Annotated in this window: 27 protein-coding genes and 1 pseudogene; 9 read left to right on the plus strand and 19 right to left on the minus strand. The window is 65.1% G+C overall.

Annotated features, from left to right (window positions below; all coding sequences use genetic code 11):
• The first annotated feature begins 3 nt into the window (after positions 1-3).
• Positions 4-645 carry a response regulator transcription factor gene (locus tag V9K97_RS03385; RefSeq protein WP_337316221.1) on the plus strand — a complete coding sequence of 214 codons (642 nt, stop codon included), beginning with the start codon at positions 4-6 and terminating at the stop codon, positions 643-645.
• Between the two features lie 13 nt (positions 646-658).
• On the opposite strand, the gene V9K97_RS03390 is transcribed toward V9K97_RS03385, so the two are convergent.
• From V9K97_RS03390 to V9K97_RS03410, 5 genes are all read right to left on the minus strand, one after another.
• Positions 659-1,786, minus strand: a complete 1,128-nt coding sequence (locus V9K97_RS03390) for a sensor histidine kinase (RefSeq protein ID WP_337316222.1) — start codon at positions 1,784-1,786, stop codon at positions 659-661.
• A gap of 88 nt (positions 1,787-1,874) precedes the next feature.
• Entirely contained in the window at positions 1,875-4,259 is a 2,385-nt protein-coding gene (locus tag V9K97_RS03395; RefSeq protein ID WP_337316223.1) for a DNA polymerase II, read from the minus strand.
• A 14-nt stretch (positions 4,260-4,273) separates the two neighbouring features.
• Positions 4,274-4,927 (minus strand): alpha/beta fold hydrolase, encoded by a 654-nt coding sequence (locus V9K97_RS03400; RefSeq protein ID WP_337316224.1) that lies wholly within the window; start codon positions 4,925-4,927, stop codon positions 4,274-4,276.
• A gap of 158 nt (positions 4,928-5,085) precedes the next feature.
• Positions 5,086-5,340: a DUF7661 family protein gene (locus tag V9K97_RS03405; protein ID WP_337297092.1), complete on the minus strand. Its 255-nt coding sequence runs from the start codon at positions 5,338-5,340 to the stop codon at positions 5,086-5,088.
• A gap of 47 nt (positions 5,341-5,387) precedes the next feature.
• On the minus strand, positions 5,388-6,284 hold the full coding sequence (locus V9K97_RS03410) for a LysR substrate-binding domain-containing protein (RefSeq protein WP_443302572.1): 897 nt from the start codon (positions 6,282-6,284) through the stop codon (positions 5,388-5,390).
• A gap of 103 nt (positions 6,285-6,387) precedes the next feature.
• Between V9K97_RS03410 and V9K97_RS03415 the strand changes: the two genes are divergently transcribed.
• The 3 genes and pseudogenes from V9K97_RS03415 to V9K97_RS03425 form a co-directional block, all read left to right on the plus strand.
• Complete coding sequence (locus V9K97_RS03415; protein WP_157615196.1) at positions 6,388-7,554, plus strand: mandelate racemase/muconate lactonizing enzyme family protein; 1,167 nt, start codon at positions 6,388-6,390, stop codon at positions 7,552-7,554.
• A 30-nt stretch (positions 7,555-7,584) separates the two neighbouring features.
• Complete coding sequence (locus tag V9K97_RS03420; RefSeq protein WP_337316226.1) at positions 7,585-8,562, plus strand: tripartite tricarboxylate transporter substrate-binding protein; 978 nt, start codon at positions 7,585-7,587, stop codon at positions 8,560-8,562.
• Positions 8,563-8,578: 16 nt separating this feature from the next.
• Positions 8,579-9,316: pseudogene (locus tag V9K97_RS03425) on the plus strand (NADPH-dependent F420 reductase); the annotation flags it as partial.
• Position 9,317: 1 nt separating this feature from the next.
• Here the strand turns inward: V9K97_RS03425 and V9K97_RS03430 are convergent.
• Both V9K97_RS03430 and V9K97_RS27260 read right to left on the minus strand, forming a co-directional pair.
• Positions 9,318-10,526, minus strand: coding sequence for an L-dopachrome tautomerase-related protein (locus tag V9K97_RS03430; protein ID WP_337316227.1), 1,209 nt, complete (start codon positions 10,524-10,526; stop codon positions 9,318-9,320).
• Between the two features lie 14 nt (positions 10,527-10,540).
• A complete protein-coding gene (locus V9K97_RS27260; protein ID WP_443302493.1) occupies positions 10,541-10,675 on the minus strand; it encodes a hypothetical protein in 135 nt (44 codons plus the stop codon).
• 130 nt (positions 10,676-10,805) lie between these two features.
• Between V9K97_RS27260 and V9K97_RS03440 the strand changes: the two genes are divergently transcribed.
• Positions 10,806-11,708 carry a LysR family transcriptional regulator gene (locus tag V9K97_RS03440; protein ID WP_337316228.1) on the plus strand — a complete coding sequence of 301 codons (903 nt, stop codon included), beginning with the start codon at positions 10,806-10,808 and terminating at the stop codon, positions 11,706-11,708.
• 18 nt (positions 11,709-11,726) lie between these two features.
• Here the strand turns inward: V9K97_RS03440 and V9K97_RS03445 are convergent, their stop codons facing one another.
• Entirely contained in the window at positions 11,727-12,743 is a 1,017-nt protein-coding gene (locus V9K97_RS03445; protein WP_337316229.1) for a Bug family tripartite tricarboxylate transporter substrate binding protein, read from the minus strand.
• A gap of 49 nt (positions 12,744-12,792) precedes the next feature.
• Positions 12,793-13,281, minus strand: a complete 489-nt coding sequence (locus tag V9K97_RS03450; RefSeq protein WP_258501907.1) for a DUF3237 domain-containing protein — start codon at positions 13,279-13,281, stop codon at positions 12,793-12,795.
• A gap of 71 nt (positions 13,282-13,352) precedes the next feature.
• On the opposite strand from V9K97_RS03450, the gene V9K97_RS03455 reads away from it, so the two are divergent.
• Complete coding sequence (locus V9K97_RS03455) at positions 13,353-14,159, plus strand: helix-turn-helix transcriptional regulator (RefSeq protein ID WP_443302496.1); 807 nt, start codon at positions 13,353-13,355, stop codon at positions 14,157-14,159.
• Between the two features lie 21 nt (positions 14,160-14,180).
• Here the strand turns inward: V9K97_RS03455 and V9K97_RS03460 are convergent, their stop codons facing one another.
• The gene (locus V9K97_RS03460; protein WP_337316231.1) at positions 14,181-15,008 is read right to left on the minus strand and encodes a helix-turn-helix transcriptional regulator; all 828 of its coding nucleotides are present in this window, start codon (positions 15,006-15,008) and stop codon (positions 14,181-14,183) included.
• 18 nt (positions 15,009-15,026) lie between these two features.
• Positions 15,027-15,425: a VOC family protein gene (locus V9K97_RS03465; protein WP_337316232.1), complete on the minus strand. Its 399-nt coding sequence runs from the start codon at positions 15,423-15,425 to the stop codon at positions 15,027-15,029.
• A gap of 170 nt (positions 15,426-15,595) precedes the next feature.
• Between V9K97_RS03465 and V9K97_RS03470 the strand changes: the two genes are divergently transcribed.
• Positions 15,596-16,225 carry a DUF938 domain-containing protein gene (locus tag V9K97_RS03470; RefSeq protein ID WP_337316233.1) on the plus strand — a complete coding sequence of 210 codons (630 nt, stop codon included), beginning with the start codon at positions 15,596-15,598 and terminating at the stop codon, positions 16,223-16,225.
• Positions 16,226-16,282: 57 nt separating this feature from the next.
• Positions 16,283-17,077, plus strand: coding sequence for an SDR family NAD(P)-dependent oxidoreductase (locus V9K97_RS03475; protein ID WP_337316234.1), 795 nt, complete (start codon positions 16,283-16,285; stop codon positions 17,075-17,077).
• 13 nt (positions 17,078-17,090) lie between these two features.
• Here the strand turns inward: V9K97_RS03475 and V9K97_RS03480 are convergent, their stop codons facing one another.
• From V9K97_RS03480 to V9K97_RS03490, 3 genes are all read right to left on the minus strand, one after another.
• A complete protein-coding gene (locus tag V9K97_RS03480) occupies positions 17,091-18,659 on the minus strand; it encodes a serine hydrolase domain-containing protein (protein ID WP_337316235.1) in 1,569 nt (522 codons plus the stop codon).
• Between the two features lie 207 nt (positions 18,660-18,866).
• The gene (locus V9K97_RS03485) at positions 18,867-19,655 is read right to left on the minus strand and encodes an extensin-like domain-containing protein (protein ID WP_337316236.1); all 789 of its coding nucleotides are present in this window, start codon (positions 19,653-19,655) and stop codon (positions 18,867-18,869) included.
• Between the two features lie 151 nt (positions 19,656-19,806).
• The gene (locus V9K97_RS03490; protein ID WP_337316238.1) at positions 19,807-20,550 is read right to left on the minus strand and encodes an SDR family oxidoreductase; all 744 of its coding nucleotides are present in this window, start codon (positions 20,548-20,550) and stop codon (positions 19,807-19,809) included.
• A 98-nt stretch (positions 20,551-20,648) separates the two neighbouring features.
• On the opposite strand from V9K97_RS03490, the gene V9K97_RS03495 reads away from it, so the two are divergent.
• Positions 20,649-21,545, plus strand: a complete 897-nt coding sequence (locus V9K97_RS03495) for an AraC family transcriptional regulator (RefSeq protein WP_337316240.1) — start codon at positions 20,649-20,651, stop codon at positions 21,543-21,545.
• Between the two features lie 8 nt (positions 21,546-21,553).
• On the opposite strand, the gene V9K97_RS03500 is transcribed toward V9K97_RS03495, so the two are convergent.
• The 5 genes from V9K97_RS03500 to V9K97_RS03520 all read right to left on the minus strand — a co-directional run bounded on the left by V9K97_RS03500 (position 21,554) and on the right by V9K97_RS03520 (position 26,401).
• Positions 21,554-22,744, minus strand: a complete 1,191-nt coding sequence (locus V9K97_RS03500) for a PrsW family intramembrane metalloprotease (protein WP_337316242.1) — start codon at positions 22,742-22,744, stop codon at positions 21,554-21,556.
• Positions 22,741-23,301 (minus strand): hypothetical protein, encoded by a 561-nt coding sequence (locus V9K97_RS03505; RefSeq protein WP_337297075.1) that lies wholly within the window; start codon positions 23,299-23,301, stop codon positions 22,741-22,743. The genes V9K97_RS03500 and V9K97_RS03505 overlap by 4 nt, the downstream gene beginning before the upstream one ends.
• A 128-nt stretch (positions 23,302-23,429) precedes the next feature.
• The gene (locus V9K97_RS03510) at positions 23,430-23,912 is read right to left on the minus strand and encodes an SgcJ/EcaC family oxidoreductase (protein WP_337316245.1); all 483 of its coding nucleotides are present in this window, start codon (positions 23,910-23,912) and stop codon (positions 23,430-23,432) included.
• Between the two features lie 171 nt (positions 23,913-24,083).
• Positions 24,084-24,767 carry a response regulator transcription factor gene (locus tag V9K97_RS03515; protein WP_337316247.1) on the minus strand — a complete coding sequence of 228 codons (684 nt, stop codon included), beginning with the start codon at positions 24,765-24,767 and terminating at the stop codon, positions 24,084-24,086.
• Positions 24,764-26,401, minus strand: coding sequence for a sensor histidine kinase (locus tag V9K97_RS03520; protein ID WP_337316248.1), 1,638 nt, complete (start codon positions 26,399-26,401; stop codon positions 24,764-24,766). Before V9K97_RS03520 ends, V9K97_RS03515 begins: the two co-directional genes overlap by 4 nt.
• Positions 26,402-26,434: the final 33 nt, after the last annotated feature.

Genomic DNA, 26,434 nt, shown 5'->3' on the forward strand with positions numbered 1-26,434 from the left:
GCGATGAAAGACGCCGCCCGATCCATCCGCCTCTTTCTGGTCGACGACCACCCGCTGGTGCGCGACGGCCTGCGCGCGCGGCTCGGCTCCATGCCCAACCTCGAGATCGTCGGCGAGGCGGGCAGCGCAGCCGAGGCGCTTTCGCTTGTCGAAGAACTGCGCCCCGACCTGCTGCTGATGGATGTCGGCATGAAGGACATGAACGGCATCGACCTGGCCGCGCTCGTGCTGCAACGCCAGCCCGCGCCGCACGTGGTGATGCTCAGCATGTACGACAACCCCGAGTACGTGCAGAAGGCCTTGCAGGTGGGCGCGCGCGGCTACGTGCTGAAAGACGCGCCCGCCGCCGAAATCGTCGCCGCCATAGAGGCTGTGTCGGCTGGCGGCACCTTCCTGAGTCCGGCCGTTTCAAAAAAGCTGTTCCGCAACCAGGCACCCAAGCCGCTGCTCACGCCGCGCGAGAGCGAAATACTCACGGCATTAGGCAGGGGTGAATCCAGCAAGCAGATTGCGCGCGACCTCGGGCTCAGCGTTCGCACGGTGGAAGCGCACCGGCAGAGCATCAAACGGCGGCTGGGAATCGAGGGGCAGGCCGAGCTGATCAAGTACGCGGTGGAGCACGCGCGGGAGTTTGGGGGCGGATGAGCCGCCGGACCTCTTACGCAGTCGGCAATGCGTTCGCCTTGACCCGGGGCAGTTCGAGCTCGAAGCTCGTGCCCGCCGGGGAGCTCACGCATCGCACCTGTCCGCCATGTGCGGCAACAATCTGCTGCACGATGAAGAGCCCGAGCCCGAGATTTGTCCGATTGCCGGAGGCGTCGGCTGCGGAACCTCGCTCAAGGGCCTTGAACAACTTGGGAATTTCGGCGGAAGGAATCTCCTGACCCGTATTCGCCACCTTCAGCAAGACGGCACCCACGCCGCCGGTCAAAGTCACCGAAATGGGCCCGGCGTCGCCGTAGGTCGCCGCGTTGTTGACCAGGTTCCCCAATGCTTCGCGCACGGCTGAGGCGTCGAACAAGCCCTCTGTATCCGCTCCTGCCGAAAAATCGATGTGCGCGTCGGGAAGCGCAGCGCGCAACAGTTCGACTTCTGCGGCACATTGTTCGCCCAGGTTGGTGTGCTCCCGGTGAATCTTCATGCCTCCACCCAACGCTGACCTGTTGTACTGCAGCAAAGTGTCCAGGAGCGAGGCCATTCGCCGTCCGCTGCGTATCAGCACACCCACTTCGGACATCGGCGATTCTTTTGTCTTTCTCGAAATGAGCTCCGCGGTGAGAAGAATCGCATTCAGGGGCCCACGCAAGTCATGCCCCAGTACACCCAGGAATACGTTCCTGAGCTGATCGGTTTCCTCGGAAAAGAACTCGACGGACTCCGCCACCGCCTGGTCGATGGCTTCGTTGAACCGGATGACGTCGACCACAGAAACCGCAACAGGCTCCTTTTCTGCCCACAGCCTGAGCACACCCGCTCTGAGGGCGCGGTACTCGGCGACGAGCTGGGTCATTTGAAGGCCGCTTCTCGCTCTTTGGCGCCCATGCGTTTGAGCAGCGGAATCTTCGGTACCCGAAAGGGCCGCCCCTTGGCCCAGGGACTTGGCATGCGCTTCGTTGGACGACTGGCTGTTCTCCAGGTCGAGTACGATCGCCTCGAGGATCTTCGGGATGTGATCCCTGAGGGTCAGCTCCGATTCATGTGCAAGGGGCGCCAGCGTACGCGCGTACCGTGCCGCCTCGGCGACGATCGTCTCGCTATGGATGTTGATGAATTCAGCCAGACGCATAGGTGCCTTCGAGAGCAGTGACAAGGTAGATGACCGAAAGCGAGGAGACCGTGCCGCATTCTGCCTGTATTCGCCGCTTCGATCTCGGCTAGAAAAGCCCGCGCTGCGAAGTCGTCAAGGCCATGAAGCTTTCTCCGATGGGCTGGAGAATGGCGTCGGCAATCGGCTGGAGCTGCCTGGTCAGGTAATGTTCGTAGTCGATGTGCGAATGGCGGGTTTCCAGCGGCTCCGGCCCGTTCCTGGTCATGACGTATTGAATCCAGCCGCCTTTCTGATACTGCTTGGGCCGGCCGATGCGGCCATTGTGTTCGTCGGCAATGCGAGCGGCTCGCACCTGCGGCGGCACGTTGACCAGATAGGCGTCGAGCCGATGGCGCAGGCGCTTGCGGTAGATGAGCAGGTCGTCCTTGGCGCCGGCCAGTGTCGACCTCGCGTAGTCGGTCACGAATTCCTTGTAGGGCGCGCCCTGAAAAATGCGTGAAAGCAGGCCCTCCTGGAACTGCCGCGCCAGCGGGGTCCAGTCGCTGCGCGCCATCTCCAGGCCGCGGTACACCATCTCCTCCTTGCCGGCGGTATCGACACTCAGGCCCGCGTAGCGCTTCTTGCTGCCGACCTCCGAGCCGCGAATGGTGGGCATGAAGAACTTCTTGTAGTGAGTGTCCACCTCGATCTCCAGAAAACTCTCCAGGCCCTGCTCGTCGCGAAGGGTGCGCGTCCACCAGTCGTTGATGTCGGCCGCCAGGCTTGCCGCGACGGCGTGCGCCTCCTCGTTGGTGTGGGTGCGCTTGAGCCAGATGAAGATGGAGTCGGTATCGCCATAGATGGCCTCGTAGCCCCGCCTCTCCACGAACTCGCGCGTGAGCTTCATCATCTCGTGTCCGCGCAGGGTGACGGCGGACACCAGATCGGGGTTGAAGAACCGGCACTCGGCCGCGCCCAGCACGCCGGCAAAGGAGTTCATGAGCAGCTTCAGCGCTTGCGACAGCGGCTCGTTCTTCGTCCGCTTGGCCTCGTCCCGGGCGCGCCAGAGCGTGGTCACGATCTCGGGCAGGCAGTGCCTGTCCCGCGAAAAGACTGTCCCCTTCGGTCCCCTGATGCATACGGCGGGGTCGCTGGCATTCGTTCCCTCGACAAGGCCCACCGGATCGACCAGGAAGGTCCGGATGATGGAAGGGTAGAGGCTCTTGTAGTCCAGCACCACGACGGAGTCGTAGAAGCCCGGTTTGGAGTCCATCACGTACCCGCCCGGATAGGCCTTGCTCGCAATTTCGCCCACATTCGGCGCCACGTAGCCCAGGCGGTGGATCCGCGGCATGTAGTGGTGGCTGAACGCTGCAATGGAGCCGCCGAAGTGGTCGGCTTGAAGGCCGGTGGTCTGGGCCCGCTCCATCACGAACTGCAGCAGCTTGGCCTTGTCGAAGATCCGCAGGACCAGCTCGCAGTCCCGGATGTTGTAGAGCGCGAGCGCGGGCTTGTCTTCCTGGTAGCGCCGCTCGATCTCCGCCATCTTGTCGTACTCATCGCCGATGGCCTTGCCTTCACCGAGCAGCGCTTGCGAGACGGTCTCCAGGCTGAAGGACGGAAAGCTCCACACCGCGGCCTTGAGCGCGTCGATGCCGTCGATGATGACCCGGCCCGATGTAGGCGCGAACAGGTAGCCCTGCTTGCCCGGATGGGTCCGCCATTCGATCGGGCGGCCCTCCCGCCCCAGCAGGAACTGCACGCCGCAGTCGTTGGCCGTCTTCTGCAGCACGCGCAGGTCGAACTGGATGACGTTCCAGCCGATGATGACGTCAGGGTCATTCCGCTCGAACCAGTCGTTGAGCTTTTCGATCATGGCCTTGCGGGACGCGCAATAGATCAGCGAAAAGGCCATGGGTTCGTCAGACCCGGCTGGCGGCTCTGGCGGCGGCTCGCCCAGCATGAAGACGACGCGCTCCGGCGTGCCGTCCAGCGCGATGGAATAGAGCGCTTCGTCTTGGCTCGTCTCAATGTCCAGCGACACGACCTTCAGCACGGGACGGTACTCGGGCGCGGGCTTGAGCTTGCAGTCGACGATGGTGGCGCGCTCTACCCGCCCGCCTTCCACCCGCACGCCGGCGGTGATGAAGCGTTCCATCAGGTAGCGGTCGTGCGGGCGCACGTCGGCCTCGAGCAAGGAAACGCCCTGGGCCTGCAGGGCGCGCGCCAACCGGCCGAGTTGGCGAAAGTGCTTCGCATACACACCGAGGACAGGTTCCTGATGGAACGTCTTCAGTTCAAGCTCACGCAACTGCACGTCCGGCATGGCCGTGAGGTGGGCTTCCACCGCCGCCCGATGCCGATTGGCGACGAACGCGACGCTGCGGCGCGAGGTCAGCAGCACTTTCCTCGGCCCCGCATCGGTTGCCAGCCAGTACTCGATCTCTGTACCGGCGGGCGCGTCACGCCAGTGGCGGGTAAGGATGAAGCCCTGGAGTTCGGTGGATGTCACGAGAGCTCGGCTTCCTATACGTACTCCAGGAGGATTCTCGCGAAAGGCTCTGGGGCAAGCCGCGGAATATCGTGTGCGCAGTCCAGACGATGCGTAGCCCATTCGGGGTCCAGCCGCAGACGTTCGTACAGCTCGATGAACGGACTTCCTTCCCAGCCGAACGCGGCGATAAAGGCTTTGCTGCGGACATTGCGCCACTCGCCCGTCAACTTGATTGCCTGCAGAAAGGTCGCGATGGGGTGCGGGCGGCATCGCCTGTCCAGATGAACCGAAGGCGTACAGCTCAAGCCATCCGCCGCCACGCCCGCAATGAAACGCTCCCGATAATTCTGGGTGGTGAGCGACCAAACAGACGCACCGTTGTCCGGCACATAGGCATCGGCGTAAACGATCGCTTCCACGCGCGACGGCTCCTTGTCGGCCGCACCCGTGATGACCATTCCTCCATATGAATGACCGACAAGAATGGCCTGCGTATCGTGCCCCCGAATCGCCTGAACCACCTCGTCGATATGACGTTCGAGATTGACCCCGTTCGCAGGCTCATCGCCAAGGCCGGAGAGCGTGAGCGCCTGCACTTCGTGGCCTTCGCTCGAGAGCACCTTGCTCACATCGTCGAAGGCCCATGCCCCGTGCCAACCTCCCGGCACCAAAACGAATCTTGCCATCTGATTTTGTCCTCTCGAATGAGGCGGTGGAACCGGCGTTGAGCCATCGGACCGCAGCACGTTCAACACGCGCCATTGTCGTTTGGAGATCGCGTTCGCGCATCGCTCGGCGGCCCTTCCGCATAGGCGGTTGCGGCCTTCGGAATCTTGCCGTTCACCTATTGTCGGCGACGAGTCTCTATGGGTTCTTGACCTCGGGGCTCGATCTCGAAGACATCGCCGTTCGTGGGCGTCGCAGACTCATGGTAGATGTCGTAGAGATACTGCGCCAGCTCGGCGTGAGGCACATCGGACGGAATCGCGAGTCCTGCTGGCCGACGCTTGCCATCGTCTCCTGAAAGGTGAGCGGCCCATGCGTTGCCGACTCGCTCGATGGCAATGATTCGCCCGAAAACGTTGAAGCGGTATCGCATAGAGCATCCATTCTCAACAACCTTGGTCAACGACCACTAGTGGCTGCTCACCTGATCGCAGCACTCCAGAATTCATTCGCCGCCTTCCCCAGGAGCTCGCTGTCCCGATAGAGCCTGATCTCCAGCGGTACGGCCCACTCGGTGCTCGCTGCGGCGACAAGGCGCCCTTGGTCGATGTCTTCTTCCACAAGGGTCTGCGGCAGCCATGCGATGCCCCTGCCGTCCAGCGCCATCGTCCGGAGCACCGAGGCGAGATGAGCCGTGAAAACGACTTGGACATCGAGCGACTCCAGCCGCGGGCTCACCAAGGCGCGCATGATGCGCCCCAGCCCCGATTCCTCGCTGTACAAGAGCACCGGCACGGCCGATGCGCCTTTGCGTGAAAGCTGATGCAGCGGCTTGCCGGCGCCATTGGGTGCGGACACTGCGACCAGCATGTCCCCGCCGATCCGGGCTGATTCGTATGTGTCTGCATCGAGCGCGCCATGCGCATCGGGATGTGCGTGGCTCAGAACGAACTGGACCTTGCTTTGCAGCATCAGCGATTCGCAACGCTGAAGCACGTCGGACATGAGTTGCACCGGCCCGAGCGTGATGCTCGACTCGAGGCTGCGAATCCATCGCGGCAGGAAGGTCATGGAAAGCGCATGCGTGCACGCAATGCGCAGGGTGACCGAACTCGCCTCCGCAACCTTCCTGGCGTCGCCTGGTACGCGGGCCACCCTTGCGATCAATTCCTGCGCCACGCCGGCAAACCACTCGCCAACTTCGGTGAGCGTGGCAGGCTGCGTGCTGCGGTCGAACAGGTCTGCGCCGATCCACTCTTCCAGCGCGCGAATGCGGCGGCTGAATGCGGGCTGAGAGCTGTGGCGCTCATCTGCCGCACGCGAGAAATTTCCGGTTGCTGCCAACGCCAGGAAGTCGTCAAGCCAGATCAGGTTCATTTCCGGTTCGTCCAGCGCATAGAAGTTGAGAAATTGAACATTGGCAGAAAAAGACGGCACGGCCGACCATTCAGTCTCCCACTCACCCGTTCTGGAGACAACCGTGAAGATCGTCGAAATCCGCGAGAAGACCATCCCCATCAGCTCGCCCATTCGCAACGCCTACATCGACTTTAGCAAGATGACGCTGAGCCTTGTCGCGGTGATCACCGACGTGATCCGCGATGGCAAGCCAGTCGTCGGCTATGGCTTCAACTCGAACGGCCGCTACGGCCAGGGCAAGCTGATGCGCGAGCGGTTCATCCCGCGCATCATGGAAGCGAACCCGTCGTCTCTTGTCGATGACAGCGGCAACAACCTCGATCCGCACAAGATCTGGAACACCATGTTCACCAATGAGAAGCCGGGCGGCCATGGCGAGCGCTCGGTGGCCATCGGCACCATCGACATGGCGGTGTGGGACGCGGTGGCCAAGATCGAAGGCAAGCCGCTGTTTCAGTTGCTGGCCGACCGCTACGGGGACGGCAAGCCCAACCGCAAGATCTTCGTCTACGCAGCGGGCGGCTACTACTACCCGGGGCAAGACCACGGAAAGCTGAAGGACGAGATGCGCAGCTACATCGACCGCGGCTACACGGTCGTGAAGAAGAAGATCGGCGGGGCCTCTCTCGACGAAGACCTGCGCCGCATCGACTCGATCATGGAGGTGCTGCAAGACGGCCAGAAGCTCTGCGTCGACGCCAACGGCCGCTTCGACTTGGAAACCGCGATTGCCTATGCCAAGGCCCTGTCGCAGTACGACCTGTTCTGGTACGAGGAGCCGGGCGATCCGCTGGACTTCGAACTGCAAGCGGCCCTCCGCAATTTCTACAAGAACCCGATGGCCACGGGCGAAGACCTTTTCTCGATGCAGGATGCGCGCAACCTGATCCGCTACGGCGGCATGCGCCCGGACCGCGATTGGCTGCAGTTCGACTGCGCGCTCAGCTACGGCCTGGTCGAGTACCTGCGCACGCTGGAGATGTTGAAGGAACATGGCTGGTCGGCAAGCCGCTGCATCCCGCACGGCGGTCACCAGATGTCGCTGAACATCGCGGCCGGCCTCGGCCTTGGCGGCAACGAGTCGTATCCTGACCTTTTTCAGCCGTTCGGCGGGTTCCCGGATGGCGTGAAGGTCGAGAACAGTTTTGTGACCCTGCCTGACTTGCCGGGGATCGGCTTCGAGGGCAAAGCCGATCTGTACCGGGAGATGCAAGCGCTTTCAGCCTGAAGCAAATAACCCACCCAAGGAGACAACACCATGAAAAGCATTTGGCGCTACGCCGCCGGCCTCGGCCTGTTCGCTTCGGCTGCGTTGGCCTCTGCAGAGTTTCCGGACAAACCCGTCACGCTGGTGGTCCCGTTCGCGGCCGGCGGCCCGAGCGACAAGATCGCCCGTGACCTGGCCGAGGCACTCCGCAAGCCGCTCGGCCAGACCGTGGTCGTCGAAAACGCTGCCGGTGCGGGCGGCACCATCGGCTCGGCCAAGGTGGCGCGCGCCACCCCGGACGGCTACACGCTGCTGGTGCATCACATCGGCATGGCAACCGCGCCCGCGCTGTATCGCAAGCTCTCTTACAAGGTGCCCGATGACTTCGAAATGCTGGGTGTGATCAACGAAGCTCCTTCGGTGGTGATCGGCAAGCCGACCCTGGAGGCCAACAGCTTCGCGGACCTGCGCAAGTGGATTGCCGCGAACGGCGGAAAGGTCAACCTCGCCCATGCAGGCTTGGGCTCTGCATCGCACCTCTGCGGCTTGATGTTCCAAAGCGCCTTGAAGACCACCATGACGGCCGTGCCCTACAAGGGAACCGCGCCAGCCATGACGGACCTTATTGGCGGGCAGGTCGATCTCATGTGCGAACAGGCCACCAACGCCGTTCCGCAGATCGAAGGCAAGAAGGTCAAGGTCTACGGCGTGACCAGCCTCAAGCGCCTGCCGCTGCCATCGCTCAAGGACACCGCCACGCTGTCGGAGTCCGGCCTCAAGGACTTCGACGTGCAGGTCTGGCACGGTTTGTATGCGCCCAAGGGAACGCCGCCCGCGGTGCTGGACAAGCTGAACGCGGCACTTCGCGTCGCCTTGAAGGACGCGGAACTCATCAAGCGTGAAGAGGCGCTGGGCCTTACCGTGGTGAATGACGAGCGCCTGGCCCCGGCCGGCCACAGGAAATTCGTCGAAGCTGAGAAGGCCCGCTGGGCGAAAGTGATCAAGGACGCCGGCGAATACGCCGACTGAGTGCGAGGAGAGAAAGAGCGTGAAGATCGGAATCATCGGCGCCGGCAATATCGGCGCGTGCCTCGCCCGCAAGCTCGCCGCCAGCGGCCATGACGTGAGGCTTGCCAACTCGAAGGGGCCGCAAACCATTCGGGACCTCGCCGCCGAAGTCGGTGCCACGCCGGTGACCAAGGAAAAGGCGGTGGCCGACGCCGAGGTCGTCATCCTTGCGATTCCGTTTGCAAGTCATCGGGACCTCGCGAACCTGTTCGAGAGCGTGGCGCCCGAGGCCGTGGTCATCGATACCTCCAACTACTATCCAACCCGCGATGGCGCAATTGCCGAGGTGGACGGCGGAAAGCCTGAAAGCACATGGAGCCAGGAACAGATCGGACGTCCCGTGGTGAAGGCATGGAACGCCGTTCTGGCCGCGACCTTGGAAGCAGGGGGACGGCCTGCAGGTACGCCCGGTCGTCTCGCGATTCCCGTGGCTGGAGACGATGCGACGGCAACGGCGACAGCCCGGCAGCTGGTCGATCAAACAGGGTTCGACGCGCTGGACGCCGGGGGCCTCCAGGACTCCTGGCGCCAGCAGCCGGGAACGCCCGCATACTGCACCGAGTTGACGATCGGTGAGTTGAAGCTGGCGGTCGAAGCAGCGAAAAGGGAGCGCGCGCCCCGCAATCGGGATGCCTTGATGAAGGAGTTTGCATCGGCAGGCGGCGCGCTGACGCACGCGCAAATCGTGGCGCGAAACCGGAGTGCTACCGCATAGATCAGCGCGGCCGTGCCATCTTCCCGTCGATCCGCAAGCGCCACAGCTCATATCGCTCCTCTCCGCTTTTGACCGCTCCCGCAAAATGATCGTTCAAGGCACTCGAGGTGAAGACCAGGTCGCCATCCGGATGGATTGCGGCGGTGTCGGGCCAGCGCACGCCTTCATCGGACGCGATCAGCGACATCGACTTTGTGCGAGGGTCGTACTTCACGATGCCGTTGCGCGTAACGTCCGTGATGTAGAGCCCGCCCGCCGAATCCGTCGCGATTCCGTCGGTGTTGCCGCCTACGCTGCCTAGATCGCGGGTCGCCGTGGCAATCTGGTCGTCGCTCGCACCGGCCTTGCGCAGAATCGCCGTCGGAAGCGCACGGGCGCGCGTCCCTGTCGTCACTGTCCAGTAGAGCGTGCGGGCATCGGGCGACAGCGCAATGCCGTTGATGCCGAGCAGCAGCGGGTTGCCCGGCCAAATCTCCGCACCATGAGCAACCACCTTCACGCCGGGCTCGACCTGCAGGTTCGGGTTCCTGTCCAGCACGCGCCGCGCCTTGCCTGAGGCGAAGTCCACCACGATCAAGCCCACCATGTTGTTCGGTGCGCTGCGCATGCCGCTGTCGGAGATATAGGCCACGCGGCGCTGTTCGTCGACTGCAATGTCGTTGAGAAAGCTGCCCTTGCGGTCGGCCGCGCCGTCCAGCCCGATGCGCTTCACCGTGCGGCCTGACTTCAGGTCGAGCACAAGCACCTTCTGGGCGTCCGGCGGTGCTTCGGATTCGCCCGCCACAAAGCCCAGGTCGAGCGCCCACAGCCATCCGTTCTTGCGGTCGACGTGAAAGCCCAGCACATTGCGCAAGCTCTGGTCCGGCGCGCCTTTCACGGCGTTGCCCTCTTTCGACGGAAATGCCGTCAGTCGCGCTGGCCCGGTTTGCACGCGGGTGTCCAGCTTGCTGAGGGTTGCCGGTGCGTCGGCAGACACCAGCCGCGGCGTGCTGACGTAGGCGGCGCCTTGTGCATCGAAATGCAAGCCCGCAATGGGTGCGTTGACCGACGATTCGAAAGGCGCCGGATCGGCGCCGTCCTTCGGCGCCTCCCAGCTCACGCCGGCGTAGCTGCGCCAGCGTTCGAGGGGCGCGGTGTCGGTGGCAGAGGCCGCGGTGGACGCGGTGGAAAGTGCGAGGGCGGCGGCCAGCACAACGAGCGGAGACGACATGGTGGAATCTCCGATCAGAGAATAGAGCGCGTCGCTGTCTGCCGCAGGTAGTCCACGATGCCTTTGGAGCGCGTGGCCGCAATGGCCAAGCCGATGCCGGCCGTTGCGCCGGTGACGATGGCGGTCTTGCCGCTGAGTTGCAGATCCATGATGCAGGTGTTCCTTGATGGCTTGTTTCAGAGGCTCGGGCCGTGGCCCAAGTCAGGGTTCGACTGTATTGATGGCTGAACAGGCGATAAACTGGCCTCAAAGGAAAACATTTGTTCTTCAGGAGTCAAGATGGGGCGGCGATTCGATCACCTGGGAGATGTGGAAACCTTCGTCACAGTGGTTGATAAGGGCTCCATGACGGCCGCTGCCGTGGCGCTCGCCACCACGCCGTCGGTGCTCAGCCGCGCCATTACCCGGCTCGAAGCGCGGCTTGGTGTGCAGCTGCTGCGCCGCACGACGCGGCGCCTGGGCCTGACCGAAGAAGGGCGCACCTACCTCGAGCAGTCGCGCGCGGCTTTCGCGCTGATCGACGATGCCGAGCGGGCGATGCAGGGCCCTGGCGACGCGCTGGCGGGCAGCGTGCGCCTGAGCGTGCCGACCACCTACGGCCATCATCGGCTGCCGGCGCTGCTGCTGAGTTTTTCCGCGCGGCATCCGCAAGTGCGCGTCGAACTGAACATCACCAATCGCAACGTAGACCTGGTGGCCGAGGGCTACGACCTCGCGATCCGGCTGGGCCAGTTGCCCGACAGCGGCATGGTCGCCCGCAAGCTCGAAGACGCGCCAATGTGCCTGCTCGCGGCGCCGGCCTACATCGAACGCGCGGGCGCGCCGGGCAGCGTGGCCGAACTCGCGCACCACAGCTGCCTGCCTTTCGTGATGCCGAGCACCGGCCGTGTGTCGCCCTGGCTGCTGCGTGAGGATGGACGCGACCTCGACTGGCTGCCGCACGGCAGCCTGCAGGTGTCGGACGATGTGATGGGTGTGGTTTCGCTGGCCCTGAACGGCCTGGGCATCTGCCAGACCTATGACTTCATCGCACGCGAGCTCGTGGCTCAGGGCCGTGCGGTCGAGGTGCTGGCGCAGTCACGCGGGCGCACACGGCCGTTCTCGGTGATCTATGCACCGCACCGCCGGCTCTCGTCCGCGTCGCGTGCGCTGATCGATTTTCTGGCCAAAAAGCAAACGTGATGCGAGCCTCCTCCGGGCTCAATCCGCCTTGAAGCCTGTCGCGGCGACCACCTTGCCCCAGCTCGCCGTATCCGCCGCGATCACGCGGGCGAACTCCTGCGACGTGGTGCCCGTGACGCTGAAGCCCGCATCCTCCAGTTTCGCCTTGCCTTCGGCTGACTGGACGGCCTTGCGGATGTCCGTCTCCAGCCGGGCGACGATCTCGGGCGGCGTTCTGGCCGGCGCGACGACGCCGAACCATGAGTTGAAAGCCAGCTGCGGAAAACCTTGCTCGCGGAAGGTCGGAACGTCGGGCAGGCTGGCGCTGCGTGTATCGCCGCTGGAGGCCAGCGCGATCAGCTTGCCGGCCTTCACGTTGGCTGCCGACAGGCCCACGCTCGCGAAGGCACCCGACACATCGCCGCTGAACAGGCCGCCCAGCGCATCGCCCGTGGTCTTGTAGTGCACCGGCTCCGGCTTGATGCCGATAGCGTCGCCGAAGAGAAACGCGCCGAAGTGGCCCGGCGTGCCTGCGCCGAATGTGCCCATGAACAGTCCCTTCTGCCCGCGGCTCCATTCCACGAACTGCTTCACGTCACGCGCCGGCACCTTGGCAGGGTTGACCACCAGCATGAAGTTGGAGGTGACCACCTGGCTCACGGGCACGAAGTCTTTCTTCGGGTCGTAGGAGAGCTTGCTGTAGCTGCTGGGCGCAATGGCCAGCTGGCCGGTTTCTCCGAGCATGAGCGTGTAGCCGTCGGGCTGCGCACGCGCCACCTCAGAAGCGGCGATCAGCCCGCCGGCGCCCGGCTTGTTGTCGACGATGACGCCGAGATTTCCCCATCCCTCGGACAGCTTCTGGGCCAGCAGCCGCGCCACGATGTCCGGACCGCTGCCGGCCGGAAAGCCGACGACAAGGCGCACCGGCCGCTGGGGATAAGCGACTGTCTGGGCGGCCGCCTGCGACGCCCACGACATGCCTGCGAGCCCGATCAGCGTGGTGGCGGCGGCGATGAGCGCGCGGCGGCGCGCGCCCGTGGAAAGGGCGGTGGTCATTCAGGTCTCCTGTCGGTGTTGAAGTTGGGAGGTGGGCCGGCGCGTGGGATTACTGCAGCACGAAAAAGCGCATGACGACCTGGGCCGGGTGGCGCACGCCGACCCCGACGAACATCCGCTCGGTGATCCAGCGCAGCGACTCGCTGCGCGTTTCGAACGAGGGCGCACAACGGAAATAGACCTGCGCCGGGTCGACAGGGTCGCCACGCAGCAGTTGCGCCATCACCTCGGCCGGTGCCGTGCGCATCGCGCGGTTGCGCACGTAGATGCGGTCGCCCGCATCCGTCTCCAGGCCGTAGCGTGCGTCCAGTTCCGAGACCGTGTCGCTCGCGATGCGCTGAAAATCGGCGCCGCCTGGCAGCACGCGTCCGGTCCAGCCCTCACCCTTGGCATGGCCACCCAGAATGGGCACCACGCGGCGCAGCCCCTGGGCGCCCTCGCTGAGCACCATCGGCTCGCCGACGTCGACGGATATGTCGGCAAACCAGGTGAGCCGCGGCGCGGCAAGCGGATCGTCTTGCTGAGGGATGGGAGCCATGCCCTAGCGTAAGTCCGGTGGCCGGGCAGCGCTGTCATCCTGGAAGATGACGGGATTCCCCGTATTGCCCCATGCGCACCTGGATTCCTGATTTGTCCGCCGAACCTGTCGGAGCGCCGCTGCTGCAGCGCCTGCCGATGGTGGTGCCCGCGGTGGGCGAACCGGGGTTCGGGGCCTGCCTTCTGGAGGCCATGGCCTCGGCATTGCCGGTGGGCTCGTTCTCGGTCTACCGCACCGGCTCGCGGCCCGCGATCTTTCTGAGCGGCAGCCGGGGCATGCCCGACACCACGCGGGACTGTTGGCGCGCCTACCTCTCGGGCCCCATCCGAAGCGACCGCACCTTGCGCGAAACGAGTGCGCCGCAACTGCGCGTGTGCCATATCACCGCGCCGGAAGTGCCCGCCGAACATCGTGCCAAGGTGTATGAAGCCCATGGCGTGGTGGAACGCGTGTCCGTGGTCGAGGAGGAGCCTGCGGCGTGCGACGATGCGCTGTTTGCAGTCAACTTCTATCGGCATACCCATCAGCGTCCGCTCAGCGATGCGCAGCTGGCCGACTTCGGCATTGCCGGGCGCCTGCTCATGGCCCTGGCCCGAAAGCACATCGCCCTGACACGCGTCGACATGGCCGACGCGGCCGACGAACTCAGGGCGCGGCTGCTGGCCCGTTGTCCGGCCCTCACGACGCAGGAGTTGAACGTGTGCCTTCGGCTGCTGCGCGGCATGACCCAGGAGGGCATCGCATCAGATATGGGCCTGGCGCTGCCAACGGTCAAGACCTATCGCAACCGGGCTTTCAACAGGCTCGGAATCCACTTTCGCAGCGAGCTGTTCGCACTCATGCTGCCCGAGCGCGGGGCAGGCAAAGCCGGGGTTTGACCGCGTGGTTGTTGTTCGCGTTCAGGTCCTGCGATGGCCGCGAACCGCCGTCGGGGCAAATCCAAACCGTGCGCGGAACCTTACCGAAAATCGCGACGCCGAATCGTAGCCGACGCTCGATGCGATTCGGGTGACCGCATGGTCGGTCGATTGGAGCAACGTCATGGCGAACGACATGCGTGCATCGGTCAATACCGACGCGAAGGTCGCTCCCTCCGCACTCAGTCTTCGCCTGAGCGTTGCTTCGCTCATGGCAAGCCGAGCGGCCACCGAGGCCATCGTCCACGGCTCTGAAAGCGAGCCGGCGAACAAGCTGCGCAGCCTTGCCACCATCGTTGTTGCGCCTTGCGGGGCCGCGAGCGCGATGTCGAACAAAGACAGCCACACCAACACCTCCGCCATCCGGTGCCTTGCAATCTCGGCGGGAACCTGGGGAGCGTTGGAGGACACCGCTTCGATGGCGCGGTCGACGGAATCGTGGAACTCCCGCCCGGCGCCCCGGAGCACGGCCGCCTGGCGCAGGGGCCGCGCTTCGCGGCAACCCTGCTCGAAAGCTTCGATGATCGCCTTGTCCCAAAGGAGCCAGCGTGCTTCGAAAAGACCTTGTGCCGACAGCTGGTTGAACACGTCGAAGGTCTGGCCGCCGGCCAGCACAATGGCTTCGCCGCCTTGCAGGCTCCAGCGGCGCTGACCGGACTGGAGCGTCTTCTTGCCGTGCCGCAGCAGTATGAGGGCAGGGCTGTCGAGCGCCAGCTGGCTGATTCGGAGCGTGCTGTGCTGAACGACATTGGCCGTCGTGCCGATCTCCGGGCGTGAGACCAGGGACCTTACCGAGACGTGCTTCGTCACGACCAGCGGTGATGAAGGCTAGGAACGCACCCGGTGAATGGCACACAGCTTGTTGCCATCGGGGTCGCGCACGTAGGCGAGGTAATAGCGGCCCAACGCCTCGTCACGCAAACCCGGCGGATCTTCGATCGATACGCCGCCATGCGCCACCGCCGTGTCGTGAAACTCTTTCACCAACTCGGGGCTCGCGCATTTGAACGCAATGGTGCCTCCGTTCGCACACGTGGCAGGCTGGTTGTCGATGGGCTCGCTGATCCCCAGCGTACTTCCGTCGTGCCGGTAGAACAGGCGAACATGACCCGTCGCCGCAACGTTGCGGACAGGCCCGTTCTCTGCGCCGATCACGCGAAGAACCGCATCGTAGAAGCGTTGAGAGCGCTCGATGTCGTTGCTGCCGATCATGATGTGATTGAACATTGGTATCTCCTTTTCTGCTTTTTGGACAATTTGACAAGGAAGCGAGTTTAGGCACGCATTGAGGGCGCTCATAGCTCAAAGTCGCTCAAATTCAGTGCCGATCCGCTCACATCGTCGAGCGGACCTCGTCCTGATACCCTCCAGATCATTCCATCCGCGCCGATTCCAGAATGCCCGATTTACCCCACAGCCCAGCTGCCGACCGCAACAAGCAGCCCATCCTCGAGGCATTGACACGCATCCTCGGCGAGCGTGGCGCCGCGCTGGAAATCGCATCCGGCACAGGCCAGCATGCCGCCTGGTTTGCAGCGGCAATGCCCCGATGGACATGGCACCCTACCGACGCAGACGCCCGCATGCTCCCCGCTCTTGAGGCGCGCGTCGAAGAAGCCGCACTGCCCAATCTCAGGCCGCCGCTCCTGCTCGACGTAACGGCGCCGCAATGGCCCTCGCAAGGCGCTGCGTTCGGCCAAGGCGAAGAAGAAACGAAGTTCGACGCAATCTACTGCGCCAACATGCTGCACATCGCACCGTGGGCCGCATGCGCTGGGCTAATGCAAGGGGCCGCGCGGCACCTGCTTCCCGGCGGGGTGTTGATCACTTACGGGCCTTACTTCGAAGAAGACGCCGTGCCCGCACCAAGCAACCTCGCCTTCGATGAAGACCTGCGTTCACGCAATTCCGCCTGGGGCATTCGCCGCCTGAAAGATGTGGCGGCAGAAGCGCGCGCAGCGGGCCTCTCATTGCGTGAACGCCAGGCGATGCCTGCGAACAACCTGCTGTTGGTGTTCGGCCGCTGACTAGCCCGCGGGGCGCACAATTTCGCCTGCACCACTCCGCTCACCGTAGAAACTTCCATGACTGATCTCCCCGCTTCGTCTCGCGTCGCTGTCGTCACCGGAGGTGCACGCGGCATCGGCCTGGCCATCGGCCGCTGGTTCCTGGCACATGGCTACAACGTCGCGCTGCTCGACATCGATGCCTCCACGCTCGATCAGGCGGTGGCCGATCTGGCTCAACCCGAGAGGGTGCTCGGCTTGCACTGCGACGTCTCGAAACCGCCGCAGGTCGCCAGCGCCGCCAAGGCCGTCGTCGAGCGCTTCAGCCATGTCGATGCGCTGGTCAACAACGCAGGCGTGGCGGTGTTCAAGCCGGTGCTCCAGACTTCGTTCGAAGAGTGGCGCACAGTGCTCGGCACCAACCTCGACGGCGCTTTTCTGTGCACGCAGGCTTTCGGTGCGCTGATGGTGGCGCGCGGACGTGGCGCGGTGGTCAACGTCGCTTCCATTTCCGGCCTGCGCGCGAGCACGCTGCGCGTGGCGTATGGCACCAGCAAGGCGGCGCTCATCCACCTGACCAAGCAGCATGCGGTCGAACTCGGCAACGCCGGCGTGCGCGTGAACGTGATCGCGCCGGGGCCGGTCGAAACCGAAATGGCCAAGCTCGTGCACACCGTGGCAATCCGCTCCGACTACTACGACACCATTCCGCTGGGCCGCTACGGCACGACGGAAGAGATGGCCAACACGGTGGGCTTTCTGTGCAGCGACGAGGCCAGCTTCATCAACGGCCAGGTGCTCGCGGTGGACGGCGGCTTCGATGCCGCCGGCGTGGGCTTGCCCACCTTGCGCAAGGGCGCGCCCACGTCCTGATTGCTTACCGCTGTCAGCGCACGCGCGGCACTGCGGCGGTCAGCAGCGCAAGCGCCTTGTTCAGCGTCGAGGTTGCGAACCACTGGCCCTTGGAATGCCCGATGCGCACCACGACGAGATCGTGCGAAGGAATCACCAGCACGAACTGGCCTCCCGCGCCAAGCATGTAGTAGGCCGACGTCGGCGCGGCCAATGAACTCATGCCGTTGATCCAGAAGAAGCCGCCGTAGATGGGGCGCTTGTCCGCGGCCCACGCCGGCGCAACGCTGCCCACGAAATTGACGAAGCCTTCGGGAAGAATGCGCTCGCCGTTCCACACGCCGTCCTGCAGGTAGAGGTTGCCCAGGCGGGCCCAGTCGCGTCCCGACATGAAGTCGTAGCCCTGCGTGAGAAAGTTGCCGTAGGGGTCGGTCTCGATGACCATCGAGCGGATGCCGATCTTGTCGAACAGCGCGCGTTGCGGAAACGAGAGGTACTCCTCGCCGCGCTTTTCCACCGCAAGGCGCACCAGGTAGTTGGCAAGCACGGGGTCGGTGTTGCGGTAGCGGCCTACCGCGCCGGGCGGCCATTGCTGCGGGCGGGTGGCGGCATAGTTGAAGGCGTTGATGCGGCCGGTGTAGTAGTAGGTGTGATCGGGGTAGGTGCCGTTGGGGTCAAAGTCCGGGTCGTCGGGCGCCTTGATGCGCAACCCGCTCGACATCTGCAGGATGTCCGAGATCTTGATCTGCTGGCGGCCGTCGCCGGCCCCTTGCCACTCGGGGATCGGTGCCTGCTGGTCGAGCTTGTACACACCCTGCTTGATGAGCACGCCCATCATGGTGGCAACGACGCTCTTGCCCATCGACCATGATTCGAGCGGCGTCGTCGGCCCGATGCCGTTCATGTAGCGCTCCGCAACGATGCGCCCCTTGTGCGTGACCACGAAGGCCGCCGTGTAGGCCTCCGTCACTCCGAACGCCGCCTCGACCGCCTCGTTCACCTTCGCCATGTTGACTTCCGCGGGCGGCGGGTCGCCAGGCAGCACGTCGCCCATCGGCCAGGGCTGGGTCGCGGGGTCGGGCAGGGTGCTCTTCACCTCGACGGGCGCGAAGAAAACGCCGTCGCTGCCCGCCGGCAGCGTGACGCAGCCCTGCGAGCCAAAGTGGCGCGCGACCAACGTCGGGCCGTTGGGAATCGAGATGCGGACCTCTTTCTTCACGCGATCGACCACGGGCTTGCCAACGTTCTTGCGCTGCTCATAGGGGCCCACGAAGTAGCCGAGGCTCTCGGCGGCAACGTCGGGGTCGATGCCCGTGATGAACACGGCGGAACACATCGTCTTGGCATAGCCGGAGGTATGGTGCTCCAGCACATTGCCCGGCGGTGGCACATAAGGTGTGTTCAGTTCGAGCGCCCGCGCCCGCGCAATGAGCGCATCGCGTTCGGGCAACTGGGCCGTGGTGGGCGGCGGTGTCACCGGAACACCGACCACTCCGCCGCCTCCACCCCCGCCGCCACCACCACCACCGCACGAGGCCAGCAGGGTTGCCAGGCTCAGGGCCGCAGCGGTTGTGGCAAGGGAACGGCGGATCGGGCAATGCATTGGCGGTCCTTGGGTAGCTTTGCGATGGGAGCGGTGGGTGTTTGCCGTGCGCAAACTCCGACACCGGCGGGATTGTGTGTGAATCCCATGCGGCCGCCTAGCTCTTTTCGGGGAAGCGCGAGCGATGTAGCTCCAAGGTTCTCACCTGTTCAGCAAGGCGCATCAAACACGTCTTTGCGATGACGCGGGTTGGGAGAGAAGCCGCTGTCAGCGGCACACCTCATACCCGCCGGTTTCCAGATGAAGATGGTCCCGGTGCGCCGCGTTGTAGTCGGGGCCGAGTACGCCGTTGAAGAACCGGCAGGCGCCGCGGTGCGCATCGCGCACCAGCAGCGCGGCCGGATCGCTGGTGCTTGCCGCGTCGGCGGAGCCGCCGCGAGGCCATGCCTGCAGCACCGTGATGCGCCGGCCGTTGGCAAGCGTCAGGCCGGCAACGTCGAGCGCATCGGCTGTCGCATGCCGGCTGCGCGAAGCACCCGGCACGGCGCCTTCGCCGCGGTTCACGTTGCGGCAGGCGTAACTGCCCAGGTGGTCGATGGCCGCCACCGGTTGGCCGAAGTGCTGCAGGGCGGCGGGTTGCAGTGCGTGTCTCTCCCACATGAAGAAGGACAGCGCCATGGGGCAACTCAGCGAAGGCGCCGTGCCCAGCCGCACGCCGGCGGAGCGCAGCCTCACCGCGTTCTTGAAGCCGCAGCCGGGGGCGGTGGTTCGGTCGGGCAGCAGGTCGTACTGCATGCCGGTTTGCGCCAGCGCGGCCAGGCAGCGCGCAGGCTCGCTGCGGGCGCGCGAAAGCTTGTAGCCGGTCAGCCAGCCGGGCGGCGCATTCACGTCGAGCGGCGCCCATGGATTGAAGCGCTCCGGGATCTGCAGCCTGCCGGTAGCGACCGCCCACGCGCCCAGCAAAAGTGCAGCGAGCACGGCGCACACAAACGCCGTGCCGAGCCAGCGCTTGCGCCTCGAGGGCGTCGGCTTTGCCGCATCATCAGAAAGGTTCAAGACAAGCGCTCCGATGCAGCGCCAGGCAGGATTGGATCAGCCATGCTGAAGCTCTGCAAAAAGCAGAACGCTAGAAGGCCTGGCGTTACTCGGCTGTAGTCTGACGTGGCTTTCTGCTGTGCGGTCAGGTGCCGGCGGGCCTCGGGCTTTCCTATTTGCTGCCGGCGAGTGCGATCGCATCCGCACCGGCGGGATACCGCAACGTCGGCGCGGGGTCGTTCGCGGCGTGCCACACCGCCTCGGCCACGTCGGCCGCGGTAGTCACTGCCGCCGGGTTGCCCAGTTCCGCGAACACGCGGTGCGCCAGCGGGGCATAGGCCTCGGGAATCAAGCCCTGCATGCGTTCAGCTCCGTTGGCGGTGAATTGCGTGCCCGGGCCATACCCGGGCTCGACGAGCTTTGCGCGAATGTTGAAAGGCGCGAGCTCGAACACCAGGGACTCGGTGAAGCCTTCGATGGCGGTCTTGCTCGCGGTGTAGGCCGCCACGAGCGGCATGGGTGCGAGGGTGACCGTGGATGTGACGTTGATGACCACGCCCGACTTCCTGAGCCGGAACTGCGGCAGCACGGCCTGGGTCATCGCCATCATGCCGAAGGTATTGGTTTCGAATATCTCGCGCACGGTCGCCATCGGCGTTGCCTCGAATGCGCCGAAGAGGCCCAGCCCCGCGTTATTGACCAGCACGTCGATAGGTCCGGCGGCCTCGAGCGCGGCGGCAATGCTCTCGGGCCTTGTCACGTCGAGCGGCAGCACGCGAAGGCATTCCGACACAGGCAGGAGTTCGGCGCGCGGCGTGCGCATGGTCGCAACGACGTGCCAGCCTTGCGCGTGAAAGTGGCGCGCGGTTTCCAGGCCGTAGCCAGACGAGCAGCCGGTGATCAGGACGGTCTTCATTGGGTTCCTTTGAGATTGGTTGAAGGTGCGTCACGATATCGGCACCTCGCCGGACTTTGAATAACCTATAGTCCGTGTTTTATTTGCAGGAGTCCGGCATGTCCGATCCGCTCGCCGATGTCGTCAAGCTGCTGCGTCCGCGCGCGGTGTACTCGAAGGTCATCAGCGGCGCGGGCTCTTGGGCGGTTCGCTATTCGGCATTCGGCGAGCCCAGCTTCTGCACCATGCTCGAGGGCGAATGCGTTCTTGCGGTAGACGGGCAAGAGCCGCTTGCCCTTGCCGCCGGCGACTTCGTGCTCATGCCGGCCACGCCGGGGTTCACCATGTCGGGCCTCGAACCTGCGGAGCCGGTGTTTGTGGACGCCAGGAAGGTGCCCGCGCCAACGGAAGAAATTCGCCACGGCAGGCGCGAAGGCCTCCCGGACATGCGAATGCTCGGCGGCTACTTTGCCTTCGAATCGCCGGACGCGTCGTTGATGGCTTCGCTGCTTCCAGCGCTGCTGCACGTGCGCGACATCGGGCGCCTTTCAGTGCTGCTGCAGCTCGTAAGGGAGGAATCGCTCCAGCAGAAACCGGGGCGCGATCTCGTCCTTGAACGCCTCGTTGAATTGCTGCTGATCGAAGCCCTGCGCTCCACCCCCGGGGAGCGCGCGCCGCCGGGGCTGCTTCGCGGGTTGGCCGATCCGCGGTTGTCCACCGCGCTGCGGCACCTGCATGGCGATCCCGCGCAGTCGTGGACGGTGGCCGATCTTGCAAGAAAGGCCGCACTGTCGCGGTCGGCTTTTTTTGAACGCTTCTCTCGCGCTGTGGGCCTGCCGCCCATGGAGTACCTGCTCGCCTGGCGCATGGCGCTCGCCAAAGACCTGCTGGCCCGCAGCGACGTCGGCATTGCGGAAGTTGCCGAGCGCGTGGGCTACGGCTCCGCCAGCACATTCAGCACCGCGTTCAGCCGCCATGTGGGCCGGCCGCCGGGTCGCTTTGCACGCCAGGGCTAGCGGGTGCCTCAGGGTTGGGGTGCGATGAGCGGGTCGAGCATGGCGCGCAGCCGCCGTATTGCCACCTCGTGCCGCAGCGTCTGCGCCCCGCGGCCATAGGTCATCGCCTTGCGAATGAGCCGCAGCTGCTCGCGCTGCAGCTGGGTCTTCAGGCGCCGTGCACGCAGGCCGAAGTTCCATCCCATTTCAATGCGAACCCTGTAGCGCGACAAAGGCGCGCCCAGGCGAACCCACTCGTCGTCGCGGATCAGATCGCGCTCGGGTACGAAGTAGGCCGCAAGGGCGTGCAGGTAGGCGCCGTTCTCACGGGCGGCCACGCGCCAGAAGAGCCCGGCCGCAATCATCGCGGGAATGCCCTTGACGACAAGCAGCACCGCCATCTCGCCGTAGCCACCGTCGAAAAGATCTTCGAGCCATGGCGAGTTCCAGATGAAATGCATGGCCCAGGCCAGCGCAAAGCACAGAAGGGCGCAGCCGATTCTTGCCGCCATGGGGCGTTCAGGGTGCAGCAGGAACCAGGCGAGGCCGAAAGACGCGATCGTGGTGTAGGCCGCGTGGCTCCACAGCCCGCTCAACAGCCCGCGCGTCAGCAGGTTCAGCAGCACGGGGTACACCTGGTTCTCGAGCGGAAAGTGCATGGAAGCGTTGACGGTGTAGGTGAGGTTTTCGACCACCTGGAAGCCAAGCCCCGTCATGGCCCCGACGATGAGCACCGAGAGGTAGGTCTGGAACTGGTTGCGCGCCACAAGAATGAGCAGCACCACGCCCGCCAGCTTCAGGAACTCTTCGGTGATCGGGCCCGCAATGGCCGGCCCCCAGATCGCCACGAAATCGGGCGACACCAGCTTGGCGCACAGGCTCTGAATGGCAATGTTCGCCGGCGCGGCAAAGTAGACCGCGCCCAGGCCGCCCCACGCAAACGCGAGGAAAAAAGCTTCCGGCGGATGCTGCTCGAGCAAATCGAGCGTGCGAAACACCAGCAGAAAAACCAGCGTGTAGATGCCCCACACCAGCAGCCCCAGCAACGCAGTGATGGGGACGACCCGGAACCCCACCGAGAACATGTTGAAGGTGTAGAACAACCCGTTGACGATCAGCGCGGACAGCAGCCAGAAGGCCGCGCGGCGCGGCTGAAAGAACGAGTCGGTGCCCACCGGCCATTCGGCGCGATCCTGTTGCTCGGGAAGTTCGAGGTTCATTGCGGAGCCTCCAGGTCCATCGATTCGAGCATGCTGCGCGCGTCGGCCATGGCCTCGTTCAAGCCGTCGCTCGCGCCGTAGACGTCGATCTGCACCAGCGAGCGGCGCTGCAGGTCGACCACCTGCCAGAACCGCCCCGCCAGCTTCGACCCGTAGTAGGCAAAGGTCTTGCCCTGCAGGCCCCACGGCGTGACAAAGCCGGACACGTCGCCGTCGATCTGCAAGCCCTGGCCGCGTTCCATCAACCTTTGCTGCCGCGTCATCGGCCCGTCGGGCCCGCCTGCCCATGACCCGGTAGTCACCAAAAACTTGTGGCCGCCCTTGAACAGCATCAGGGACCTGCCCGCCCTGGAGCGGGACACGTCCATTTCCCATCCTTCGGCGGGAACGAACCGCGCGTGCCCGACCGCCACCGTTTCGCCCGCGGGCAGCGGCCGGCTCCCGGGGGTGCGGCTGTCCCACAATTTCAGGCCGCCGACATACCCGGCAATGGCAAGCAGAACGGCAAGCGCGCCTGGCCAGGTGCGGTATGGAATGCGGCGTGAGGGCTCGAGCATGCTTTTATCGTGCCACACGGCGGGCTGCTCTTGCATCGCCGCCGGCGGACGACGATCATCCGCCGCCGCTGGAAATGGCGGTGAGGAGGAACCCCGCGCGCATCTCCAGCGGCAGCGCGTGCGGCCGTTTACTTGCCCGCAACGGCCTCGGGCATTGCCGACGAGTGGTGATGGGCGATGAGCCATTGGCCGTTCACCAGTTCATACACGTAGGTGTAGCGCGCGTGCACCGATGTGCCGTCCTTGAACTTGAAGGTATAGGTGCCCACGTCTTGCGCCACGTTGCAACCGATGCGAATGATGCGCTTGTCGATCGTGCCCCGCGGCTCGCCCTTCAGAAACTTGACGAAGTAGTCGCGAATTTCCGCAGGCGTGCTGCGCGGGTTGTTCGACACGGTGGGCAGCAGCACGCCGTCGGGTGCGTAGTTGGCGGTGACCTTGTCCGGGTCCAGCGTGCGCAGCGAATCGTTCCAGCGGTCGAATAGCGCGCTGACCTGCGCTTGCGTCACAGGGGCGCAAGCCGCCGCGCCGGAGGCGGCGTTGGCGCCGGTGGCGAAGCTAAGGGCCAGCAGGCTGGTGGCGGCGGTGATGGCGAGAAGTCGCATCTTCATTTTTTGATTCCTGTGCAGTGAGGTGAAAGCGACGCCGTGTTGTGACGGCGCTGCACCGCATCGCGGCGCAGGAATCAAGTGTTGGCCGCGCGGATGAACGCGAGCCTCTGCGCGGAATGACAAATGGTTAACGCGCAGATGAACAGCGCATGAACGCGGGCGAGCTTCTTTTCAGCTTTCCTGCGCGTCGAGCCGGTAGCCGAAGCCGCGCACCGTCTTCAGCAGCGCAAGCGCATGGCCGTCGTCGATCTTGCTGCGAAGACGGCGCACATACACATCGACCACATTGGTCAGCGGGTCCTCGTTGGTGCCCCACACGTTCGACAGGATGCGTTCGCGGCTGTACACGCGGCCCGGGGCGCTCATCAACAGCTCCAAAAAGGCCAATTCGCGCGCCGTGAGAGAAACCGGCCGGCCGGCGCGCGTGACCTGCATGCGCTCGCGGTCGAGCACCAGGTCGGCCAGCTGCAGCGTGCTGGCCTGCGGGCGCTGTTCGCGGCCGCGGCGCATCAGCGCTTCGATGCGCGCGAGCAGTTCCTCGAACGCAAAGGGCTTGGTAAGGTAGTCGTCGGCACCCAGCCGCAGGCCCTTGACCTTGTCTTCGAGCGTGCTCATGGCCGTGAGCATCAGCACCGGCACATGGCGGCCTTCGGCGCGCAGCGTCTGGCACAGTTCCAGCCCGCTCAGGCCGGGCAGCATCAGGTCGAGAACCAGCAGCGAGAGATCGCCGCCGCGCGCGCGCTCCAGGCCCTCGGTGCCGGTGCGCGCAAGCTGCACACCATAGCCCTCGGCGCGCAAGCCGCGCTGCAGAAAATCGGCGACGCGCGGATCGTCTTCCACGATGAGAATGTTCATGCCGCCTCCAGCGAAGCGGCCTGGTCGCCGTGCGATTTCGGCAGGCTGATGCTGACAGTGGTACCGGTAAAGGGCACGCTGTCGATGCCGATGTGGCCATGGTGTGCACCCACGATGGCCTGCGCAATCGACAGCCCGATGCCGGTGCCTTCCACCCGGTGGTCGCGCGCGCGCCGGCCGCGGTGAAAGCGCTGGAACACGGTGGGCATCTCGTGCGGGTCGATGCCGATGCCCTCGTCCTGCACGACGATGTCGACCTGCTCGCCGCGCTCGCGCCAGCCAAGGCGCACCGTGCCGCCCGCATGCGAATAGCGCACGGCGTTGTCCAGCACGATCATCAGCGCCTGGCGAAGGCGGTCGGCGTCCACATGAACGTGCACCGGCTGGGCTGCGGTGCTGGCGTGCGCCTCGAGCTGCACCCGCACGCCATGCAGCGCACCGAGCGCTTCGGCCTGCTCGGCGGCATCGGCAACCAGCTGCTGCAGCTCGACCTCGCCGGGGCGCATCACGAGCTGGTCGGCTTCCGCGCGGGCGATCAGCATCAGGTCGTCGATTACACGAGCGAGCTGCTTCACGCCGCCGACGATGCGCCCCAGCGTCTGCTTGTATTCGGCGAGCGGCTTGTCGCTGCCGCGCAGCGCAATCTCGGCCTCCCCGCGAATGGCCGTGGCCGGGGTGCGCAGCTCATGGCTGAGGTCGGCAAAGAGCTGCCGGCGCCGCTGGTCGATCTGCTGCAAGGTGTCGTGCGCGCTGCGCAACTCCGCGGTGCGCGCTTCGACTGCGTCTTCCAGCCGGCGCCGGGCAGCTTCGGCGGCATTGCGGTGCTGCTGCAGTTCGACCGCCATGGCGTTGAAATGCTCGGCGACCCGGTCGAACTCGTCGTGCGAACCCAGGGCCAGGCGGTGGTCGAGATTGCCGGCCTGCAGGGCCTGCGTGCCGGCCAGCAAGCGGTCGAGCGGCCGCTGCAGCCGTCGGTTCAGGTGCACGGCCATCAGCACGGCAGCGGCCAGCGTGAGCGCGGCCAGCGCGATGGCCTTCAGGCGCAGCGCCTCGAGGCCGCGCTCGGTGGCGGCACGGGCCACCGGCACTGTGCGGCGCTGGCGCTCGATGGCGCCGTTCACCAGTTCGCGCAGGTCGCGCCCGCGCGTCACGTCGAACACCTGGTTGAGCTCCTGCCATACGGCGGAGAACTCGGCGCCTCGCTCCAGCGGCGTCAGGCGCAGCAGCCGCTCATGCACGTCGGCAATGTTGGCGTCCAGCAGTTCAACCGCATCGACCAGCTGCGTGACCTCCGCGGGTACTGCGGAGCCATCGCTGGCCGCGATCTCGGTCCACACGGCCAGGTCGCGATGCGCCAGCTCGTTGAGCCGGGCCGCGCTGGCCTGCATGCCCGCCAACCAGCGGTCGCGCGTTTCGCTGGAGGCTCCCGCGTTCATCAGTTGCTGCGACGCCCACACGCGCAGCCGCTGCTTGTTGGCCGACAGCTCCAGCAGCTCGGAGAGGATGTCGCTCGCCAGCCGGCTGTGCTGCGTGTAGACATTGACGCGCGCCGAGCCCCAGTAGACGAAGGCCGCCTGGATGCAAACCAGCGTAACCAGTGCGGCGAACGCCAGTGAGAGCCTTGATCTGAACATGCGCGGACTTTAGCAAGCCCGCGCGGCCGTGCG

The sequence above is a fragment of the Variovorax sp. CCNWLW186 genome, assembly GCF_037203865.1.
Taxonomy (GTDB): Bacteria; Pseudomonadota; Gammaproteobacteria; order Burkholderiales; family Burkholderiaceae_C; genus Variovorax.

Excerpts from the sequence above, each read along its gene's own strand:
- V9K97_RS03385 (WP_337316221.1), top strand. The coding sequence starts at position 4 with ATGAAAGACGCCGCCCGATCCATCCGCCTCTTTCTGGTCGACGACCAC.
- V9K97_RS03390 (WP_337316222.1), bottom strand. The coding sequence starts at position 1,786 with ATGCGTCTGGCTGAATTCATCAACATCCATAGCGAGACGATCGTCGCC.
- V9K97_RS03400 (WP_337316224.1), bottom strand. The coding sequence starts at position 4,927 with ATGGCAAGATTCGTTTTGGTGCCGGGAGGTTGGCACGGGGCATGGGCC.
- V9K97_RS03405 (WP_337297092.1), bottom strand. The coding sequence starts at position 5,340 with ATGCGATACCGCTTCAACGTTTTCGGGCGAATCATTGCCATCGAGCGA.
- V9K97_RS03410 (WP_443302572.1), bottom strand. The coding sequence starts at position 6,284 with ATGAACCTGATCTGGCTTGACGACTTCCTGGCGTTGGCAGCAACCGGA.
- V9K97_RS03420 (WP_337316226.1), top strand. The coding sequence starts at position 7,585 with ATGAAAAGCATTTGGCGCTACGCCGCCGGCCTCGGCCTGTTCGCTTCG.
- V9K97_RS03430 (WP_337316227.1), bottom strand. The coding sequence starts at position 10,526 with ATGTCGTCTCCGCTCGTTGTGCTGGCCGCCGCCCTCGCACTTTCCACC.
- V9K97_RS27260 (WP_443302493.1), bottom strand. The coding sequence starts at position 10,675 with ATGGATCTGCAACTCAGCGGCAAGACCGCCATCGTCACCGGCGCAACG.
- V9K97_RS03440 (WP_337316228.1), top strand. The coding sequence starts at position 10,806 with ATGGGGCGGCGATTCGATCACCTGGGAGATGTGGAAACCTTCGTCACA.
- V9K97_RS03445 (WP_337316229.1), bottom strand. The coding sequence starts at position 12,743 with ATGACCACCGCCCTTTCCACGGGCGCGCGCCGCCGCGCGCTCATCGCC.
- V9K97_RS03450 (WP_258501907.1), bottom strand. The coding sequence starts at position 13,281 with ATGGCTCCCATCCCTCAGCAAGACGATCCGCTTGCCGCGCCGCGGCTC.
- V9K97_RS03455 (WP_443302496.1), top strand. The coding sequence starts at position 13,353 with ATGCGCACCTGGATTCCTGATTTGTCCGCCGAACCTGTCGGAGCGCCG.
- V9K97_RS03465 (WP_337316232.1), bottom strand. The coding sequence starts at position 15,425 with ATGTTCAATCACATCATGATCGGCAGCAACGACATCGAGCGCTCTCAA.
- V9K97_RS03470 (WP_337316233.1), top strand. The coding sequence starts at position 15,596 with ATGCCCGATTTACCCCACAGCCCAGCTGCCGACCGCAACAAGCAGCCC.
- V9K97_RS03475 (WP_337316234.1), top strand. The coding sequence starts at position 16,283 with ATGACTGATCTCCCCGCTTCGTCTCGCGTCGCTGTCGTCACCGGAGGT.
- V9K97_RS03480 (WP_337316235.1), bottom strand. The coding sequence starts at position 18,659 with ATGCATTGCCCGATCCGCCGTTCCCTTGCCACAACCGCTGCGGCCCTG.
- V9K97_RS03490 (WP_337316238.1), bottom strand. The coding sequence starts at position 20,550 with ATGAAGACCGTCCTGATCACCGGCTGCTCGTCTGGCTACGGCCTGGAA.
- V9K97_RS03495 (WP_337316240.1), top strand. The coding sequence starts at position 20,649 with ATGTCCGATCCGCTCGCCGATGTCGTCAAGCTGCTGCGTCCGCGCGCG.
- V9K97_RS03500 (WP_337316242.1), bottom strand. The coding sequence starts at position 22,744 with ATGAACCTCGAACTTCCCGAGCAACAGGATCGCGCCGAATGGCCGGTG.
- V9K97_RS03505 (WP_337297075.1), bottom strand. The coding sequence starts at position 23,301 with ATGCTCGAGCCCTCACGCCGCATTCCATACCGCACCTGGCCAGGCGCG.
- V9K97_RS03510 (WP_337316245.1), bottom strand. The coding sequence starts at position 23,912 with ATGAAGATGCGACTTCTCGCCATCACCGCCGCCACCAGCCTGCTGGCC.
- V9K97_RS03515 (WP_337316247.1), bottom strand. The coding sequence starts at position 24,767 with ATGAACATTCTCATCGTGGAAGACGATCCGCGCGTCGCCGATTTTCTG.
- V9K97_RS03520 (WP_337316248.1), bottom strand. The coding sequence starts at position 26,401 with ATGTTCAGATCAAGGCTCTCACTGGCGTTCGCCGCACTGGTTACGCTG.